This is a genomic window from Pedococcus sp., assembly GCF_036000045.1.
Lineage (GTDB): Bacteria > Actinomycetota > Actinomycetes > Actinomycetales > Dermatophilaceae > Pedococcus.
The window spans coordinates 1-16,874 of sequence record NZ_DASYGF010000024.1; the positions used below are offsets into that span (position 1 = coordinate 1).

Here is a 16,874-nt window from a genome sequence, read left to right on the forward strand (position 1 = left end):
GAATACGCCTCGGTCGCGAACTGCCCCGGCAACGCCCCTGGCTCCGCGAATGCCGACAGCTTCTGCCAACCCGCCATGGCCGCCTGCGCGGGCAACACCCCAGCGCAAGGGCTTGGCCCGAGCGTGAAGGTGTTCCGTCGCACGCCGGCATCGGATGCGGCCCCATCGGGTCCCTGGGTCCAGGTCGGCGTGACCTGCTTCCCCCAGCACGTCCCCGGCAAGCCGACGCTCGGCATGGCCCAGATCGTCGCCGCGTTCCACGACACTCGTTTCGCGCTGCCGTCGTTGCGGATCCAGCCGAAGGGCAACGTCACCCTGGTCACCCTGCCGACCTACTTCGAGCTCACCTGGCCCAGCGAGGGATTCGGGCCGGGCGAGGTCGACCACCCCGACCCGGCGCATCTGCTGGGCTTCAACGTCGAGATCAGGCCGCTGCTGCGCGACGTCACCTATCTCTACGGCGACGGGCAGTCCGAGGGCCCGACCACCCGGACCGGCGGACCGTTTCCCGACGGAGACGTCACGCATACCTACGACCGGGGCGGTGACGTCCTCGTCCGGGCAGACGTGACCTATGCCGGCCAGTTCCGGGTCGCTGGTGGCACCTGGGTCGACATCCCTGGTGACGTTCGCGTCCGCGGTACGTCACAGAGGCTGCAGGTCAGGACCGCCGAAGCGAGGCTCTACGTGAGATGAACGCTCTCGCGGGCCCACCTCAGCTGGGGATAACTCCGCGGTGAGCACCAGCGCCCTTGCCAGGATCTCTGTATGAGCTTCGATGACCTTCCCGACGACCTCCTCAGCCTCCCCTTGACCGACCCGGTCGTTCAGGCCGACGTCATCGACCTGGTGCTCGGACTCGAGGTTCGCCACGGCGGCAGCGTGGCCCTCATGGTGTGCGACAGCCTCGACCGCGGGGTGCAGCCTGTCGTCGTGAGTGACATCTCCGACTCTGCCGATGCGACAGCACTTCGTGACCTGCTCGACCTGCTGCTGCCGATGGTGGGTGAGGACCACGGAGCTGTGCTCGTCGGTCGAGGCCGCAGCCGCAGCCTCGTGCCCACCGACCGCGACCGTGAGTGGCACCAGTGCACGATCGAGGCATGCAGCCGGCATGGGGTCCGTTTGCTGGGCTTCTATCTCGCCACCCCCCAGGGAGTCGAGGCCATGCCCGAGCCGTTGAGCGAGGCAGCCCAGCCGGGCTGAGCCGCGGTAGCAGATCTTTGGGGAACGCATGAAATCGACGAGATTCTCGCGATACTGGACGTGTGCTGAGAGCGGAGTTCGACCACACTCTCCGCGAGGCGCAGGTGGGGAACGAAGCGGCCTTCGTGCGACTTTGGCGCGATGCCAACCCAATGCTGACCCGCTACCTGCGCGTCGCGGGCGTCACCGACCCGCGCGAGTCCGCACGGCACGCGTGGGTCGGCGCCATTCGCGACCTGTCGTCCTTCTCCGGTGACGAGATCGCTTGGCATGGCTGGGTGCTGGGACTCGCCCGCGGGTGCGTCGACGAGGACGCCGCGTCCCACGGACGAGGTACGCGGACCCATCGCCCGAGCCGTTCCGGAGGGCACCGCGGTGGCGGAGAGGATCGGTCAGCCGTCCCGCAGGTCGAGCCCGCCGAGCTACGGGGGCTCAACGACACCATTGCGGCGATTCGAGACCTGCCTCTCGGCCAGGGAGAGATTCTGATGTTGCGGTTGGTGGGCGAGCTGCCTGTGGCCAGGGTCGCCGAGCTGGTCGGCAGTGACGTGGTGGCCGTCCGCCGGTCCGAGGACCGAGCCGTCGAACGCCTCGGCGCAGAGCGCGAGCTGCTTGCCTGGTCCCTGGCGGCGCCAGCGCTGCCTGAGGAGCTGGCCGACCAACGGATCGCGCTGACGGCGTTCAGAGGACGCAACTTTTCGTCGTCGATCCACGGCTCCACGCGCGTGCTGGCAGTCCGGCCTGGCCCGCAGACCCGCAAGCCCAATACCCCTAAGCCCATTACCCGTAACCCGCATGCTGCTCACACGCTTACCCTTCACCCCCACACCGGCAAGCCGCCGACGGTCGTGCGCTCGCGCATGGCCATGCTCTGCATCGCGGCCGTCTCGGCGTCCGCCATGTCGGTCGGTGCGCTCTCCGCAGCGGCGTACGTAGGCGTCCTGCCACCAGCGCTCCAGCAGGTGATGCACAACGCGATCGGCGCACCAGCGGTCACCACGCCGGCCCACCTCGGCCCCTCGCCATCCGGGCAAGCCTCCTCCGGTGCACGGCGACCGTTCTCCGGTGCGGGAGCCCGGGCCACCGCGCCCCACCCCACTGCGAGAGTCGGCGCTGTGCTGCTGCCGGCGGCCACGGCGCGTCGGTCGGGCGCAGGAACCCCGCCACCACGCGACGCCGCAACCCACGGGAACCAGGCCGCCAAGACCCAGTCGGGCAAGACCCAGTCGGGCAAAGCCAAGTCGGCCCACACATCGAAGCCCACGTCGACCAGCTCTGTGTCGAGGACCCCTGCGGCGAAGCCGACAGCTGGTGTCGCCCGGCCAGCAAAAGGTCGAGCCGCCAGCGCTCACCCGGCCAATCCCACTGCGTCACACCGCGTCCCTCCCGCGACGGCTCACGCCGACGGCCAGGCGTCTATGAGCGGTGTCACCGGCTCGCCTCGTCCGTGACCCGGCTCGCGTAGGCTTCCCGCCGTGCTCTACCCCCTCACAGTGGTGGTCCTGGTCCTGGCCGTCGCGCTACTGCTCATCGCCGGCTGGTATGCCGCGCGCAACCGTCTGCTGGACGACCGTGTCCTCGGCGCGGCTGCCCTGCTCGAGGTCGCCCTCCTCGTGCAGCTCGTCGTCACCGTGGCCCACCTCGGTGGGGTGCCTGGAGGTGGCGCCGAGAAGGCGACGTTCGCGGCATACGCCATCACGCTGCCCTTCGTGCCGCCCGCCGCTGTCTTCCTGGCGCTCAAGGAGAAAACCCGCTGGGCGATGGTGGTCGTGGCGGTCGGCGCGTTCGCGACGGCAGTCATGACTGCTCGCCTCCAACAGATCTGGAGCCTCCGTGGCTGACACTTCGCCGGACACCTCGCCGTCCACGCGCCCGACCCGCTCAGGCCCGGGGATCGTGCTCATCTCGCTCTACGGCCTGCTGGCGCTCGCTGCGACCGGCCGCTCGATCCTGCAGATCTCCGAGTACTTCTCACGCGCTCCGCTGGCGTACGTGCTGTCAGCGGTTGCCGCGGTCATCTATCTGGTCGCCACGGCAGCGCTGGCGCGTGGTGACTTGACCTCACGGCGAGTGGCGCTGGTGGCCATCTCCGTCGAGATGGTGGGGGTCCTGGCCGTGGGGCTGGCGTCATACCTCGCGCCGAGTGCCTTCCCCGACAAGACGGTCTGGTCGCACTTCGGTTCCGGCTACGGGTTCGTCCCCCTGGTCCTGCCCATGCTTGGGCTGCTCTGGCTGCGTCACGTGGCGCGCACGGTCAACGCCTGAGGGGCTCGGACGCGGTCTGTTCAGACCGGCTCGAGCACGAAGACGGGGATGAGCCGCTCGGTCTTGGTCTGGTACTCCGCGTAGGGCGGGTAGGCGGCCACGCACCGCTCCCACCACTCGTCCCGCTCCGCGCCGGAGAGCTCGCGTGCGCGCACGGTCCAGGTCCGGTCGTCGTCCTGGAGGTCCAGCACGGGGTTCTTGCGGACGTTCGCGTACCACTTCGGGTGCTCGGGTGCCCCGCCCTTGCTCGCGACGGCGGCATAGAGCCCGTCGTGCTCGACGCGCATGAGCGGCACCTTGCGCACTTTGCCCGAGACGCCCAGCATCGTCAGCATCACGACCGGGCGGTCCATGATCTGCACGGACCGGGTCGTGCCGGTCTCTTCGATCTTCTCGACCTGGTCGCGCACCCAGTCGCTGGTGCTCGGAACATATTCACCGGTAATGGTCATATGTGGGCCAACACCTCGAGCCCCCACGTTTATGCCGAACGTATGCTGCCGACATGTCCTCCGCCGGTTCGCAGCAGCCTCCTGCTGCCCGGAGCCAGGGGGCCACCAACCAGGGGGCAACCAACCAGGGGGCAACCAACCAGGGGGCCAAGAGTGGGCGGGGTCCCCGTCGGCGCCGGGGGAGTGCACCGCCGAGGCGTATGCCGCGCCGCGACGCTCCGCTGCCGGACCTGAGCTACCCGGAGGACCTGCCGGTCGTCGCCCGCAAGGACGACATCGCCGCGGCCATCCGTGACCATCAGGTGGTCGTCATCGCGGGTGAGACGGGCTCGGGGAAGACCACCCAGCTGCCGAAGATCTGTCTTGAGCTGGGCCGGGGGCGCGAGGGCCTCATCGGTCACACCCAGCCGCGCCGGATCGCGGCCCGGTCGGTCGCCGAGCGCATCGCGGACGAGCTCGGGGTGGAGCTCGGCGAGGTGATCGGCTACCAGGTGCGGTTCACCGACCAGTCGAGCGACCGCACCCTCGTCAAGGTCATGACGGACGGCATCTTGCTGGCCGAGCTGCAGCGCGACCGGATGCTGCGTGCGTACGACACGATCATCATCGACGAGGCGCACGAGCGGTCCCTCAACATCGACTTCATCCTGGGCTACCTGAAGCAGCTGCTGCCGCGCCGGCCCGACCTGAAGGTCATCATCACCTCGGCGACGATCGACCCCGAGCGGTTCGCCCAGCACTTTGCCGACGGCGCGGGCCGGCCCGCACCGATCATCGAGGTGTCGGGTCGCACCTATCCCGTTGAGGTGCGATACCGGCCGCTCGTGGACCCCGACCGTCCGGCCGACCAGGAGCGCGACCAGGTCACCGCCGTCTGTGAGGCCGTCGAGGAGCTCTGGACCGAGCGACCGGCCGATGGAACCGGCCACGACATCCTCGTGTTCCTGTCCGGGGAGCGCGAGATCCGCGACACCGCCGAGGCCCTACAGGGCATGGGCCTCCCGCAGACCGAAGTGCTTCCGCTGTACGCGCGACTGTCGGCCGCGGAGCAGCATCGCGTGTTCGGCAGGCCGTCTGGGCGACGGATCGTCGTGTCCACCAACGTCGCCGAGACCTCTCTGACGGTGCCCGGTATCCGCTACGTCGTGGATGCCGGCACCGCTCGGATCTCGCGCTACAGCCAGCGGACCAAGGTCCAGAGACTGCCGATCGAGCCGATCTCACAGGCCAGCGCGAACCAGCGGGCCGGGCGCTGTGGTCGGCTGGCAGACGGCATCTGCATCCGGCTGTACTCCGAGGAGGACTACGAGTCCCGCCCGGAGTTCACCGATCCCGAGATCCAGCGGACCAGCCTGGCCTCGGTCATCCTCCAGATGACCTCGCTCGGTCTCGGCGATGTCGGGGCCTTCCCCTTCGTCGACCCACCAGACCCGCGTCAGGTGGCCGACGGTGTGCGGCTCCTGGAGGAGCTCCAGGCGTTCGACCTGGCGGAGCGACCCTCTGGGCGTGGGTCGGCACGCACGCTCACGGCATACGGGAAGTCTCTGGCACGGCTGCCCCTGGACCCGCGCCTGGGCCGCATGCTGCTCGAGGCGGACCGGCTCGGCTGCACCAGCGAGGTGCTGGTCATCGTGGCCGCCCTGTCGATGCAGGACCCTCGCGAGCGGCCCGCCGACAAGCAGACCCAGGCCGACCAGGCGCATGCCCGGTTCCGCGACGAGCACTCCGACTTCATGTCGCTGCTCAACCTCTGGGCCTATCTCAGGGACCAGCAGAAGTCCCTGTCCCACAGCGCGTTTCGCCGTCTGTGCCGGAACGAGTTCCTGCACTACCTGCGCGTGCGCGAATGGCAGGACCTCCACAGCCAGATGCGCAGGGCCTGTCAGGACCTGGGGATCGACCCGAGGCGGGCCACCGCCGCGCGAGGCGAGGGGCCGGACGCGGACGTGATCCACCAGGCGCTGCTGGCCGGCCTGTTGTCGCAGATCGGGCTCCGCGACGAGGCGAAGCGGGACTACCTCGGAGCTCGCGGTGCCCGGTTCGGCATCTCTCCGGGGTCGACCCTCTTTCGGCGCCAGCCGGCCTGGGTCATGTCTGCCGAGCTCGTCGAGACCACCCGGCTGTGGGCCCGGACGAACGCCCGGATCGACCCGGTGTGGGCCGAGCGGCTGGGCGCCCATCTGGTCAAGCGGTCTTACTCGGAGCCGAGATGGTCGCGCAAGCAGGGCTCGGTCGTCGCCACCGAACGGGTCACGCTGTATGGCGTCCCGCTGGTCGCTGCCCGGACCGTCCAGTACGCCCGGGTCAACCCCGAGGAGGCGCGCGACCTGTTCATCCGTCACGCGCTCGTCGAGGGTGACTGGGACACCCATCACGAGTTCGTCAAGGCGAACAACGCGCTGCTGCAACGTCTTTCGGACCTGGAGGAGCGGGCTCGGCGGCGCGACATCGTGGTGGACGACGAGGACCTGGTCGCGTTCTTCGACGCACGCATCCCTGCAGACGTCGTCTCGCAGCGCCACTTCGACCGGTGGTGGCGAGGGGCGCGGCGCGACCAGCCCACGCTGCTGACCTTCACCGAGGAGCTGCTCACCCGGGACAGCGCCGGTGGGGTGTCCGCGACGGACTACCCGAAGACGTGGCAGCAGGGCGGCTTGGAGCTGGCCGTCACCTACCAGTTCGAGCCTGGTGCTGCCGCGGACGGCGTCACCGTGCACATCCCCGTGCAGGTGCTCAACCAGGTGGTCGACGAGGGCTTCGACTGGCAGGTCCCTGGCCTGAGACAGGACCTAGCCACCGCGTTGCTTCGGTCCCTGCCCAAGGCGACTCGCGTGCACCTGGTCCCTGCACCCGACCATGCCACGCGCGCTCTGGCCGACGCGCGGCCGGGCGGCCACCGGCGACTGGCGGACGAGCTGTCGCGCGCCCTGCGGGCACAGACGGGCGTGCAGGTGCCGCCAGAACAGTTCGCGGCCGACCGTGTCCCAGACCATCTGCGGGTCACCTTCAGCGTCGAGGACGGGTCGGGCCGCGTGCTGGGTGCGGGAAAGGAGCTGCGAGACCTCCAGGAGCGGCTCGCGGGCCAGGTGCAGCGGCGGATGTCGCGAGCGGGTGCCTCCATCGAGCGAAAGGGCATGCGCCAGTGGGACTTCGGCGTCCTACCGCCCAGCTTCGAGTCGGAGTCTGGTGGGCATCTGGTGCAGGGGTTCCCCGCCCTCGTCGACCGCGGGGACGCGGTCGACCTCGTGGTGATGGCGGGCGAGCGCGAGGCCGAGGCGGCCACGGCTCTCGGCGTTCGCCGTCTGCTGCTGCTCAACACCAGCGCACCGTGGAAGCGCGTGCTGGCGCGGCTGACCAACGCGCAGAAGCTCGCCCTGGGTGACAACCCCCACGGCTCGGTGCCTGCTCTGCTCGACGACGCGCTGGCTGCCGCAGTGGACTCCGTCGTCGCCGAGCGTGTGGCCGGACAGGTTCGCGACTCGGAGGCCTTCGAGGAGGTCCTCGCGGCGGTGCGGACGCATAGTGCGGCCCGTGTGCTCCTGGTCGTCGAGCAGGTGGAGGCTGTGCTCGCGGCCGCCCGCGCGGTGCGTCTGGCCCTCGACCGGTTGACCGCACCGGCCGCCGGGCCGCTGGTGGCGGATGTGCGGGCGCAGCTGTCCAGCCTGGTCTATCCAGGCTTCGTCGCCGACACGGGCCTCACGCAGCTCCCGCACCTGCGCCGCTACCTGCGCGCCATGGTGCAGCGCCTGGAGAAGGCGCCCTTCTCGCCGGCGGCCCTGGCCCGCGACGCGGTCAGCCAGGAGGTGGTCGACCGGGTCGAGACGGCCTATGCCGACCTGCTCGACTCGCTGCCCCCGGTCGAGAGACGCTCGACCGCGGTGCGCGACGTCGCCTGGATGGTGGAGGAGCTGAGGGTGAGCCTGTTCGCGAACGCGCTCGGCACGGCATACCCGGTGTCAGAGAAGCGGGTGAGCGCCGCGATCGCGGCGCTCACCCGGGGTTGAGGCGGTCAGCCTCAGGCGAGGTGGACGTTCTCGTGGCCCTCGGTGGCAAGGGCCTCGTGCTTGACGTTGAGGAACAGCAGCGTCACCAGCGAGCCGCCCAGGATCATGAACCCGGCAACGAGGTAGGCGTGGGCCGAGCCGAAGGTCTGGGCCTGGAGCGCGATGTGGTGCTGGGCGGCCTGGAGCCGTCCGGGCGTGAAAGCGCCGGAGGCCGCCTTGGCCTGCAGGGCTGCGCCGAGCTCGTGACCGCGGTCCCTGGCGCCGTTGGCGAAGACCGTGCTGAGCGTGGCCAGGCCGAGCGCGCCGCCCACCTGCTGCATCGTGTTGAGCACAGCGGAGGCGATCCCCGAGTCCTCCTTGGCGACCCCGGCCACCGCCGTGAGCGTCATCGGGACGAAGGTCAGGCCCATGCCGAAGGCAAGGGTGACGATCCAGGGGAGCAGTCCGCCGACGTAGGAGCTGTCGACGCCCAGCCGTGAGAACCCGAACATGCCCAGCGCGGCGAGCAGCGTGCCGGTGCCGGCGATCCACCGCGGGTCCACCCGGGTCATGAGGGCGGAGGCGACCTGCGCGGCCACGACGATGCCGAAGCTGAACGGCAGGAAGGCGAAGCCGGACTTCAGCGGCGAGTAGCCGAGGACCTGCTGGATGTAGAGGCCAAGGAAGTAGAACATCGCGAACATCGCAGCGCCGACGATGAGCATGACCGTGAACGAGGTGCCCCGGGTCCGGTCCGCCAGGATGCGCAGGGGCAGCAAGGCGTGCGGGGAACGGGCCTCGACGGCGACGAACGCGGCGAGCAGGACGACGCCGGCGACGAGAGTGACCACTGTGGTCGTGGAGGTCCAGGAGTGGCTTGCCGCGTTGGTGAGGCCGTAGACCAGTGAGGCCAGGCCGAGGCTGCCGAGGACCGCGCCGGGGATGTCGATCCGGCCCTTGCCGGGCTCGGACTCGTTGAGGAAGCGCGGCGCCAGGATGGCGACCAGGATGCCGATCGGGACGTTGATGAACATCGTCCAGCGCCAGTTCACCTCGGTGAGGGCGCCACCCAGGATGAGGCCCACGGCCGCGCCGGCCCCGGACATCGCGGCATACACGCCCATGGCGCGGTTGCGGGCCGGGCCGGAGGGGAAGGTGGTGGTGATGAGCGCCAGCGCGCTGGGCGAGGCGAGTGCGGCGCCGACGCCCTGCAGGGCGCGCGCCCCGAGGAGCATCCCTTCGCTCTGGGCGAGCCCGCCGAGCAGCGAGGCGGTGGCGAACAGCAGCACGCCGCTGAGGAACACGCGGCGGCGACCGAAGCGGTCGCCGAGGCGGCCACCGAGCAGGAGCAGCCCGCCGAAGGCGAGGGTGTAGGCCGTGACGACCCACGAGAGGTTCTCCTGGGTGAACCCCAGGTCGGTCATGATGTGCGGCATCGCGATGTTCACGATGGTGCCGTCGAGGACGACCATGAGCTGCGCGGCGCTGATCACGGTGAGTGCGATACCGAGCCGCTGGGGGCCGCGAGCGCGTCTGGTGGCGGGGGGTTCGGGTGTCGAGACAGGCTCGAGCACGGCAGATGACGACATGACGGATCCTTCGGTGGGAGTGGTGGAGCGCGTGGCAGCGGTCGACATTGACCGCTGGGGAGGGGTAAGGGGTGGAGGAGAGCGGGGGTACGGAGGGAACGGGGTCAGCCGGTCGCCACCGTGTGCGCGCAGGCGGGAAGGACCACGTCGTCCACGAGGGTGACGAGGCGGTCGGCCGAGGGATGTGCGCCGGTCAGCATGGCCTCGTGCATGCTGAGCGCCGGCAGCAGCCTGACGAGCAGGTCGAGGTCTGCGTCCGGGCCGATCTCGCCCCGCTGCTGCGCCGCGTCGAACACCGTGCGAGCCGCAGCCATCTTGGGCTGGATCAGCCGTGTCATCAGCGCCTCGTGGAACTCCGGGTCGCGCTGCGAGGCGTTGAGCACCGACGCGAAGATGCGCAGCGGCTTGTCGTCCGCGAGGCCGCCCTTGGCGCAGGCCTGGGCGATGAGGTCACCGCGCAGTGACCCGGTGTCGGGGTAGCGGTCGGCCTCGACGCCCATCATGAGCTGCAGCGCCTCGACGACGAGGTCGACCTTGCTGGGCCACCGGCGGTAGAGGGTGGCCTTGGACGCCTTGGCGCCGGCGGCCACGGCGTCGAAGGTGAGGCGGTCGTAGCCGAGCTCGACGAGGCACTCGAGGGTGCACGCCAGGATCTCTCGCTCGCGGTCGCCCTCGACGCGGGGACGGGAGCGACCGGCCTCGTCGGTCGGCGCGGCGGTGCGGGCGGGGGTCACGGTGCCTCCTGGGTGCTGGACGAAACGAAACTGTTTCGTTCCATCAAACGCTAGATCACACCCTGCCGTTTTGGCAAACACCTCCGGAATCCCGTGACAGGCTGAGGCGTTGCACCTTCACGAGACATCCGCCGCTGACTTTGGAGTGACCGTGCAGAACCCGTCCGAGCTCTACCACTTCGAGACCGACACCGACCCGCAGGAGCTGCGCGCCTCGGTCATGCTCGTCGCGCTCGGCGGGTTCATGGATGCCGGCCAGACGCAGCGCATCCTCACCGACCACCTGCTGGCCACCGGGGAGTCCACGGTGGTGGCCTCGTTCGACGCCGACCAGCTGATCGACTACCGCAGCAGGCGTCCGATGATGGTCTTCGACGCCAGCCGCTGGGAGAGCTACGACGACCCGTGCCTGGCCCTGCACCGGATCGTCGACCGTGACGGGACGCCCTACTTCCTGCTCACCGGGCCCGAGCCCGACTTCCAGTGGGAGCGGGTCGCCGAGGCGGTGCGCCAGCTGGTCACCCTGCTTGGGGTGGATTTGGTCGTCAGTGCCCACGGCATACCGATGGCGGTGCCCCATACGCGACCCATCGGCATGACGGCCCACGCGACGGACCCCCGGCTGATCCCGCCGCAGGAGAACCCGTTCGGCCGTGTGGAGGTGCCTGGCAGCCTCGCCGCGCTGATCGAGCTGCGCCTCGGCGAGAGTGGTCACGACGCCGTCGGCTTCGCGATCCACGTGCCCCACTACCTCGCGCAGGCGGAGTTCGCCGATGGTGCGGTGACCGCCCTCAACGCCATCACCGCCGCCACGGGACTCAACCTCCCCATCGACGACCTGGTCGCGCAGGCCGGCCTCAACCGGGCCGAGATCGCCCGCGAGGTCGAGGGTTCGGAGGAGGTCTCGCAGGTGATCGCCGCCCTCGAGCGCCAGTACGACACGTTCATCGAGGGTCGCCAGAAGCCCAGCCTGCTCGCCACGGACGTCAGCGAGCTGCCGTCGGCCGACGAGATCGGCGCGGAGTTCGAGCAGTTCCTGCGCGAGGTCAACGACGACGGCGGGCCGGAGACGCCGCGTGGCTGAGCCACTGGCGGAGCCGCCGGTCCCAGCCCAAGGCCCAGGCCCAGCCCCGGCCGGCTGGTGGCTGGCGGGCTAGCAGGTCAGGGGGCTCAGACCTTCGCGTGCCTGGCGCGCGCGAAGCTGTAGAGGCCGTAGGCCGCGAACCCCAGCGCCATGACGATCAGCAGGACCGTGCCGAACGGCTCGCCGCGCAGCGTGCGCAGCGCCCCGTCGAGGCCGGTCGCCTCCGAGGGCTGGCTGCGCAGCCCCGCGCCGCAGAACAGGATGCCGACGATCGCCAGCGCCACCCCCTTGGCGATGTAGCCGACCCGGCCGGCCCGAGTCGCCCACAGGCCCGGGTGGTCCTCCAGGTCGCGCAGGAACTTCTTCGCCCAGCCCTTCACCACGTGGTAGACCCCGACGACGATGATGGCCAGGCCGACGGCCACCACCAGGACGCGGCCCCCGGGCTTGCTGAGCAGGCTGGCGGTGAAGTCGACACTCTGGCGCTTGCTGCTGGACACCCCGCCACGAGCGAAGGTGAAGGACGACCAGGCGAGGGCCAGGTAGACGACCGCCTTGCCCGTCGCCTTCGCCCGGCCACCCCAAGCGTCCCTGCCCCCTCCGGGGTGCCCCGCGACCGCGTCGACGGCCTGCCAGAGGGCGAGACCGAGGAACCCGGCTACCGCGATCCACAGGAGCACCTTGCCGAGGCCGTTCTGGGCCAGCGAACCGAGCGCTCCGCTCTGGTCCGCGCTCTGGGTGGGGCTCCCGAAGGCCACCTGCAGGGCGATCCACCCGATCAGCAGGTGGAGCAGGCCGCTGACGGCATATCCGACGCGGGCGGCACTCTCGAGGGCGGGATGGTCCGAGGCGCTCGAGGCCGCGTGCTTCACGTCATAGGTGTCCACAGGGACACCTAACCATGCGCCGCACGGCCCGGAACGCCGTTCGGTGCAGCCCTTTCAGCCCTTTGCCTCGGACCAGCGGTGGATCACCGACGCGTCCGCCACGAACCGCACCGCCGTGGTGCCACTCCACCGTCTGGCACTGTCGTCGAGCGCCACCAGCAGCCTGCGGCGGGTCTCCTCTGCCTGCTCGGCCGGCACGTGCACGAGTAGCTCGTCGTGCAGGCACAGCACGATCTGGGCGCCGAGATCCCGCGTGGTGGCGCGCACGGTGGCAGCCCACGCCTTGAAGAGCTCGGCCGCCGACCCCTGGATCACGGCGTTGCGCGCGAAACGACCGCGCGCCGCGTCGTATGCCGCGGCGCCCTCCACCGGCACGTCTGCCAGGATCGCGTCGAGGGGGATCACCCGCCCGCCGAAGGTGCGCAGCGGTTCTCGTCTCAGGCCCGCGGCATACGCGCGGTCGAGGTAGGCCATGGCGACTGGGTAGGCGTGCTCGAGACCTTTGAGGGCCTCGCCGGCGGCACCGCTGCGCTGGCCGTACATGGCGGCGAGCACGGCCACCTTGGCGACGGGCCGGTCGACGCCGAGCCGGGCCGCGACGGGCGCGTAGAGGTCGTCGGCGCGCGTGGCCGCAGCGAACGCCTCGTCGCCGGAGACGACAGCCAGGACGCGGGGCTCGATCTGGCCGAGGTCGGCACGGACGAAGACGTGGCCCGGCTGGGCCGCCACGGCGTAGCGCATCTCGGCGGGCAGGTTGTGCAGGCCGTTCTGTGCGGTCATCCGGCCGGCCGCCCCGTCGCAGGCTGTCCAGCCACCCCGCAGGCGGTCGTCGGGGCCGACGTGCGTGTCGAGCCACGGGTAGCCGTAGGTGGTCGCGATGCGCTCGGCCTTGCGCCACTCGAGCAAGGCCGCAACGACCGGATGGGTGGCGCGGAACGGCTCGAGGACCCACTTGCGGGTGTGGGGGACGACCACGCCCACGGAGGACAGCAGCTCCTTGACCTGAGCCGGGTTGCGCAGGTCGGCGCCCTCGTGACCTGGGACGAGATGCAGCACCCGCGCGTCCCGGGCCGCGCGGATCTCACGGGCGTCCGCCTCGGAGGTCGGCCGGGGGCCGGCCGACTCGGCGATCAGCCGTGCCGCCGCCTCCCGGTCGATGGGCAGACCGTCGCGACCGAGCTCGACACACAGGAACGCGGCGGCGGACTCGGAGTGGGCGAGCCCGACGGCCCGGGGCCCCCGCTGCGCCAGCAGGTCTGCCTGCGCCGTGGCGCAGGTCAGCGCCGCGCGACCCCAGGCGAGCAGGGTCGAGTCGTCCGGGCGCCACTCTGGCTGACCGGCGTCGGGTCGCAGGTAGCCGTCGCTGCGCACCACCTCCGTGCCCGCGCCGGGGAGGTCGCTGGAGAAGTCGTCGAACAGGTCGCCCCGCACCTCGGCCGGCATGCCGGACCGGTCGAGCCCGTGGGCGGCGGACCAGGCGAGCGCAGGGCCGGCCTGCCAGCCGCCGACGAGGATCCGGTGAGCCTCGGCGACATCCCAGCAGCGCGCGACGGGAATGCCGGCCGCGGCCAAGGGCGCGGCGTCCACGGCCGCGGCCCACCACGCCCACCGGACAGCCCCCGAGCGGTCCAGCTCGGCGGCACGGGCAACCATGTGGGGTGTCGGACCGCACTCGGAGACCGGGGCGGCGTCGCCTTTCGCTGCGCCGACGATCGCCGCGCGACCGTCAGGGGAGGTGACGAACGCGAGGTGGGGGGCTAGGTCAGGCATGTCAGGGCCATCGTGGCAGGAGGCCCTGACAGCCGAGGACCGACCTGGTCAGACCCGCGCTTTGAGAGCCGTCTGCCGCTTGATTCGGCTGAGCATCCCGACCATGCCCCGCAGGCGCAGCGGCGAGACCGCCTCACCGAGGGCGAACCGGTAGGGGGCGTCGTCCGGGACGGCGAGCACCTCGCGGACGGTGAGCCCGTCGAGGCCCTCGTGCAGGATGCCCGCGAAGCCGCGGGTGGTCGGGGCCTCCGGGGGCGCGGAGAAGAAGAGGTGCACCGGCCGGTCCTCGCCGGCCCCGTCCTCGCCGGCCCCGGCCTCGTCAGCCCCGTCCACGTCGTCGCCCACCTCGACGACGAGGAACAGGGGCGACTGGCACTCGTGTACCTGCTCCATGGAGTCCAGCGACCCGGCATACCTCTCGGGCAGCTCGGGCAGACCCTCGCTGAACTCCAGGAGCAGCTCGAGCCGCTGCGGCACGGGCAGCTCGGCGAAGTCGTCGGCGATCTCCTGCAGCGACGAGGGGAGGGGCGAGGCGTCGCTCACCGCTCCACCGGCACTCGCACGGCGTTGCCCCACTCGGTCCACGAGCCGTCGTAGTTGCGGACGTCGCCGAAGCCGAGCAGGTGGGTCAGCACGAACCAGGTGTGCGAGGAGCGCTCGCCGATGCGGCAGTAGGCCACCGTCGCGGCGTCGGGGGACAGGCCCTGCTCCTGCTGGTAGATGGCCTCGAGGTCAGCGCGGGACTTGAAGGTGCCGTCGTCGTTCGCCGCGCGGGCCCACGGGACCGACCTGGCGCCGGGGATGTGCCCGCCGCGCATCGCCCCCTCCTGGGGGTAGTCGGGCATGTGCAGCAGCTCGCCGGTGTACTCGCCCGGCGACCGCACGTCGACGAGCTGGCCCCCGAGGTGGGCCAGGACGTCGTCCTTGAAGGCCCGGATCGGCGCGTCGTGGCGCTCCACGACGGGGTATGCCGCCTGCGGAGCCTGCGGCACCTCCTTGGTGAGCTCGCGTCCCTCGGCCACCCACTTGCCGCGGCCGCCGTCGAGCAGCCGGACATCCTCGTGCCCGAAGAGGGTCAGGACCCACAGCGCGTAGGCGGCCCACCAGTTGTTCTTGTCGCCGTAGATGACGACCGTGGTGTCGCGGTCGACGCCGCGCTCGGACATGACACGGGCGAACTGCTCGGCGTCGACATAGTCGCGCATCACGTGGTCGTTGAGGTCCTGGTGCCAGTCGAGCTTGAGGGCGCCGGGGATGTGGCCGGTGTCGTAGAGCAGGACGTCCTCGTCGGACTCCAGCAGCACGAGCCGGTCCGGCGAGCTCGAACCCACCGCGCCGGCGGCGATCTGCTCGGCCAGCCAGTCGGTGGTGACGAGGCGCTCGGGGTGGGCGTACTCGGCGAAGGGGTCGGTGCTGGGCGAGGTGCTGGCTGCGGTGGTGGTCGCGGTGGTGGTCGCGGTGGCGGGGGTGCTCGGCTGGGACATGCGTCCAGGCTAAACCCGCTGGTCAGCCGGGCCCGTGGCAGGATGGCCGGACATCGATCGAGGAGGGTTCGTGGGTTTTCTCGGAACGGGCAAGGACGACGCCGACCAGGCCGCTGAGCAGGCCGGACAGCAGGTCGGGGAGCCTGGGTCGGCCCTGGAGCGGGCCCGTGAGGGCGGCTCCGACGGCGGCATGTTCTCGGGCGCCGTCGCTGGACTGGTCGAGGGCCTGCTCGATGCCGGGATCGACGGCAAGGGGCCGTTCGACTCCGCCCAGAAGGTCGCGGACGTCAAGCGCGCCGAGAAGCCGGATGCCGAGGAGGCGATCCACGCGGTCGTGCGCGCCCACCTCAGGCTCGCCGCGGCGGGCGGGTTCGTCACCGGCCTCGGCGGCTTCATCACCCTGCCGGTGGCGCTGCCCGCCAACGTGCTCGAGTTCTACGTCGTCGCGACCCGCATGGTCGCGTCCATCGCAAGCCTGCGGGGCTACGACATCAAGCAGCCCGAGATCCGCTCGGCGGTCCTGCTGACCCTCGTCGGGGCGGACGCCGACGACCTGCTCAAGAAGGCCGGCGTCGTGCCCATGAGCCGGCTGTCCAACCTCGCCGCCCAGCGGCTGCCCGGCCCGGTCCTCATGGTCGTGAACAAGGCCGTCGGGTTCCGGCTCGTGGCGACGGCCGGTAAGAAGACGCTGACGCGGTTCGGCAAGGGTGTCCCCGTGATCGGCGGCGTGATCGGGGCCGGTCTGGACGGGTACCTGCTCAACCGGATAGCCGACCACGCCAGGCACGAGTTCCCGCCGCGGCTGAACGGTCACGCCTGAGGGGGGAATGCGGGGGACCGCCGCGTCGTTGGAACCGTGTTCGGGCCGCCCAGGAGCCCGTCACCGCGAGCAAACGACGTCAAGGAGTTCGACCATGGCCCTCATCCGTCTCGGTGCGGTACGCACCGTGGCCACTGCGTTGCGTACCGCCACCCGTCCGGGTTCGGCCGGCGTCGGCGAACGCCTCGGTAGCCTGCCCCGCCTCCTCCGAGCCACCGTGACCGGCGAGTATGCCGGGGCCTCGCGGGGCCGCTTGCTGCTCGTGGTGGGTGCGGTCGCCTATCTCGTCTCCCCGCTGGACTTCATGACCGACGCGGTCCTGCCGCTGATCGGGTTCGCCGACGACGCCGTGATCGCCTCGTGGGTCGCGGCGACCTTGGTCAACGAGACTGAGGCCTTCCTGCAATGGGAGCGCGCGTCACGCGCCGTTCCCGGCGAGGTCGTGTCGTAACAGGTCGTCTCGTAGCGGGTCGTCACGTAGGGCGGGCCCGTCATCGCACCTGATGTCGGCCTATGCCTCCACCGACGCATGGGGTTCGTCGGGCGATTCACAGGCTGGGTCGTCGTCGGACCCTGAGGGTCGGCCCCGCCCGCGAGGCT

General features: G+C 70.9%; 16 protein-coding genes. 9 read left to right on the plus strand and 7 right to left on the minus strand.

The features are described from left to right. The 5 genes from VGN50_RS04540 to VGN50_RS04560 form a co-directional block, all read left to right on the plus strand. On the plus strand, positions 1 to 696 hold a 696-nt coding region (locus tag VGN50_RS04540), incomplete at its 5' end, for a hypothetical protein (protein ID WP_327443477.1). Positions 697 to 768: 72 nt separating this feature from the next. Further along, positions 769 to 1,206 carry a hypothetical protein gene (locus VGN50_RS04545; protein ID WP_327443478.1) on the plus strand — a complete coding sequence of 146 codons (438 nt, stop codon included), beginning with the start codon at positions 769 to 771 and terminating at the stop codon, positions 1,204 to 1,206. A gap of 62 nt (positions 1,207 to 1,268) precedes the next feature. After that, complete coding sequence (locus VGN50_RS04550; protein ID WP_327443479.1) at positions 1,269 to 2,657, plus strand: hypothetical protein; 1,389 nt, start codon at positions 1,269 to 1,271, stop codon at positions 2,655 to 2,657. Positions 2,658 to 2,681: 24 nt separating this feature from the next. Continuing rightward, complete coding sequence (locus VGN50_RS04555; protein ID WP_327443480.1) at positions 2,682 to 3,047, plus strand: hypothetical protein; 366 nt, start codon at positions 2,682 to 2,684, stop codon at positions 3,045 to 3,047. Then, positions 3,040 to 3,471, plus strand: coding sequence for a hypothetical protein (locus VGN50_RS04560; RefSeq protein WP_327443481.1), 432 nt, complete (start codon positions 3,040 to 3,042; stop codon positions 3,469 to 3,471). Before VGN50_RS04555 ends, VGN50_RS04560 begins: the two co-directional genes overlap by 8 nt. 20 nt (positions 3,472 to 3,491) lie before the next feature. Here the strand turns inward: VGN50_RS04560 and VGN50_RS04565 are convergent, their stop codons facing one another. Further along, positions 3,492 to 3,881 (minus strand): nitroreductase family deazaflavin-dependent oxidoreductase, encoded by a 390-nt coding sequence (locus VGN50_RS04565; protein WP_414694557.1) that lies wholly within the window; start codon positions 3,879 to 3,881, stop codon positions 3,492 to 3,494. Between the two features lie 242 nt (positions 3,882 to 4,123). Here VGN50_RS04565 and hrpA point away from each other — a divergent pair, with 242 nt between their 5' ends. Next, positions 4,124 to 7,927 (plus strand): ATP-dependent RNA helicase HrpA, encoded by a 3,804-nt coding sequence (gene hrpA / locus VGN50_RS04570; RefSeq protein WP_327443483.1) that lies wholly within the window; start codon positions 4,124 to 4,126, stop codon positions 7,925 to 7,927. 11 nt (positions 7,928 to 7,938) lie between these two features. On the opposite strand, the gene VGN50_RS04575 is transcribed toward hrpA, so the two are convergent. Both VGN50_RS04575 and VGN50_RS04580 read right to left on the minus strand, forming a co-directional pair. After that, a complete protein-coding gene (locus tag VGN50_RS04575) occupies positions 7,939 to 9,495 on the minus strand; it encodes an MFS transporter (protein WP_327443484.1) in 1,557 nt (518 codons plus the stop codon). Between the two features lie 104 nt (positions 9,496 to 9,599). After that, positions 9,600 to 10,229: a TetR/AcrR family transcriptional regulator gene (locus tag VGN50_RS04580; RefSeq protein ID WP_327443485.1), complete on the minus strand. Its 630-nt coding sequence runs from the start codon at positions 10,227 to 10,229 to the stop codon at positions 9,600 to 9,602. 151 nt (positions 10,230 to 10,380) lie between these two features. Between VGN50_RS04580 and VGN50_RS04585 the strand changes: the two genes are divergently transcribed. Beyond that, positions 10,381 to 11,313 carry a PAC2 family protein gene (locus VGN50_RS04585; protein WP_327443486.1) on the plus strand — a complete coding sequence of 311 codons (933 nt, stop codon included), beginning with the start codon at positions 10,381 to 10,383 and terminating at the stop codon, positions 11,311 to 11,313. A gap of 86 nt (positions 11,314 to 11,399) precedes the next feature. Here the strand turns inward: VGN50_RS04585 and VGN50_RS04590 are convergent, their stop codons facing one another. From VGN50_RS04590 to VGN50_RS04605, 4 genes are read right to left on the minus strand one after another with little or no spacing between them, the layout of a single operon-like run. After that, on the minus strand, positions 11,400 to 12,200 hold the full coding sequence (locus VGN50_RS04590; RefSeq protein WP_327443487.1) for a DUF1206 domain-containing protein: 801 nt from the start codon (positions 12,198 to 12,200) through the stop codon (positions 11,400 to 11,402). 54 nt (positions 12,201 to 12,254) lie between these two features. Further along, positions 12,255 to 13,970 (minus strand): DNA polymerase, encoded by a 1,716-nt coding sequence (locus tag VGN50_RS04595; RefSeq protein WP_327443488.1) that lies wholly within the window; start codon positions 13,968 to 13,970, stop codon positions 12,255 to 12,257. 48 nt (positions 13,971 to 14,018) lie between these two features. Further along, positions 14,019 to 14,513 carry a SufE family protein gene (locus VGN50_RS04600; protein ID WP_327443489.1) on the minus strand — a complete coding sequence of 165 codons (495 nt, stop codon included), beginning with the start codon at positions 14,511 to 14,513 and terminating at the stop codon, positions 14,019 to 14,021. Then, positions 14,510 to 15,454, minus strand: coding sequence for a sulfurtransferase (locus tag VGN50_RS04605; protein WP_327443491.1), 945 nt, complete (start codon positions 15,452 to 15,454; stop codon positions 14,510 to 14,512). The genes VGN50_RS04600 and VGN50_RS04605 overlap by 4 nt, the downstream gene beginning before the upstream one ends. A gap of 70 nt (positions 15,455 to 15,524) precedes the next feature. Here VGN50_RS04605 and VGN50_RS04610 point away from each other — a divergent pair, with 70 nt between their 5' ends. Together VGN50_RS04610 and VGN50_RS04615 are read left to right on the plus strand one after the other, a co-directional pair. Next, a complete protein-coding gene (locus VGN50_RS04610; RefSeq protein WP_327443493.1) occupies positions 15,525 to 16,274 on the plus strand; it encodes an EcsC family protein in 750 nt (249 codons plus the stop codon). Positions 16,275 to 16,368: 94 nt separating this feature from the next. Continuing rightward, positions 16,369 to 16,725 (plus strand): YkvA family protein, encoded by a 357-nt coding sequence (locus VGN50_RS04615; protein WP_327443494.1) that lies wholly within the window; start codon positions 16,369 to 16,371, stop codon positions 16,723 to 16,725. Positions 16,726 to 16,874 lie beyond the last annotated feature (149 nt).

Bases quoted from the DNA above. Each gene is read 5' to 3' on its own strand.
- VGN50_RS04605 (WP_327443491.1), bottom strand. From the start codon at position 15,454: ATGTCCCAGCCGAGCACCCCCGCCACCGCGACCACCACCGCGACCACC.
- VGN50_RS04575 (WP_327443484.1), bottom strand. From the start codon at position 9,495: ATGTCGTCATCTGCCGTGCTCGAGCCTGTCTCGACACCCGAACCCCCC.
- VGN50_RS04615 (WP_327443494.1), top strand. From the start codon at position 16,369: ATGGCCCTCATCCGTCTCGGTGCGGTACGCACCGTGGCCACTGCGTTG.
- VGN50_RS04545 (WP_327443478.1), top strand. From the start codon at position 769: ATGAGCTTCGATGACCTTCCCGACGACCTCCTCAGCCTCCCCTTGACC.
- hrpA (WP_327443483.1), top strand. From the start codon at position 4,124: ATGCCGCGCCGCGACGCTCCGCTGCCGGACCTGAGCTACCCGGAGGAC.
- VGN50_RS04595 (WP_327443488.1), bottom strand. From the start codon at position 13,970: ATGCCTGACCTAGCCCCCCACCTCGCGTTCGTCACCTCCCCTGACGGT.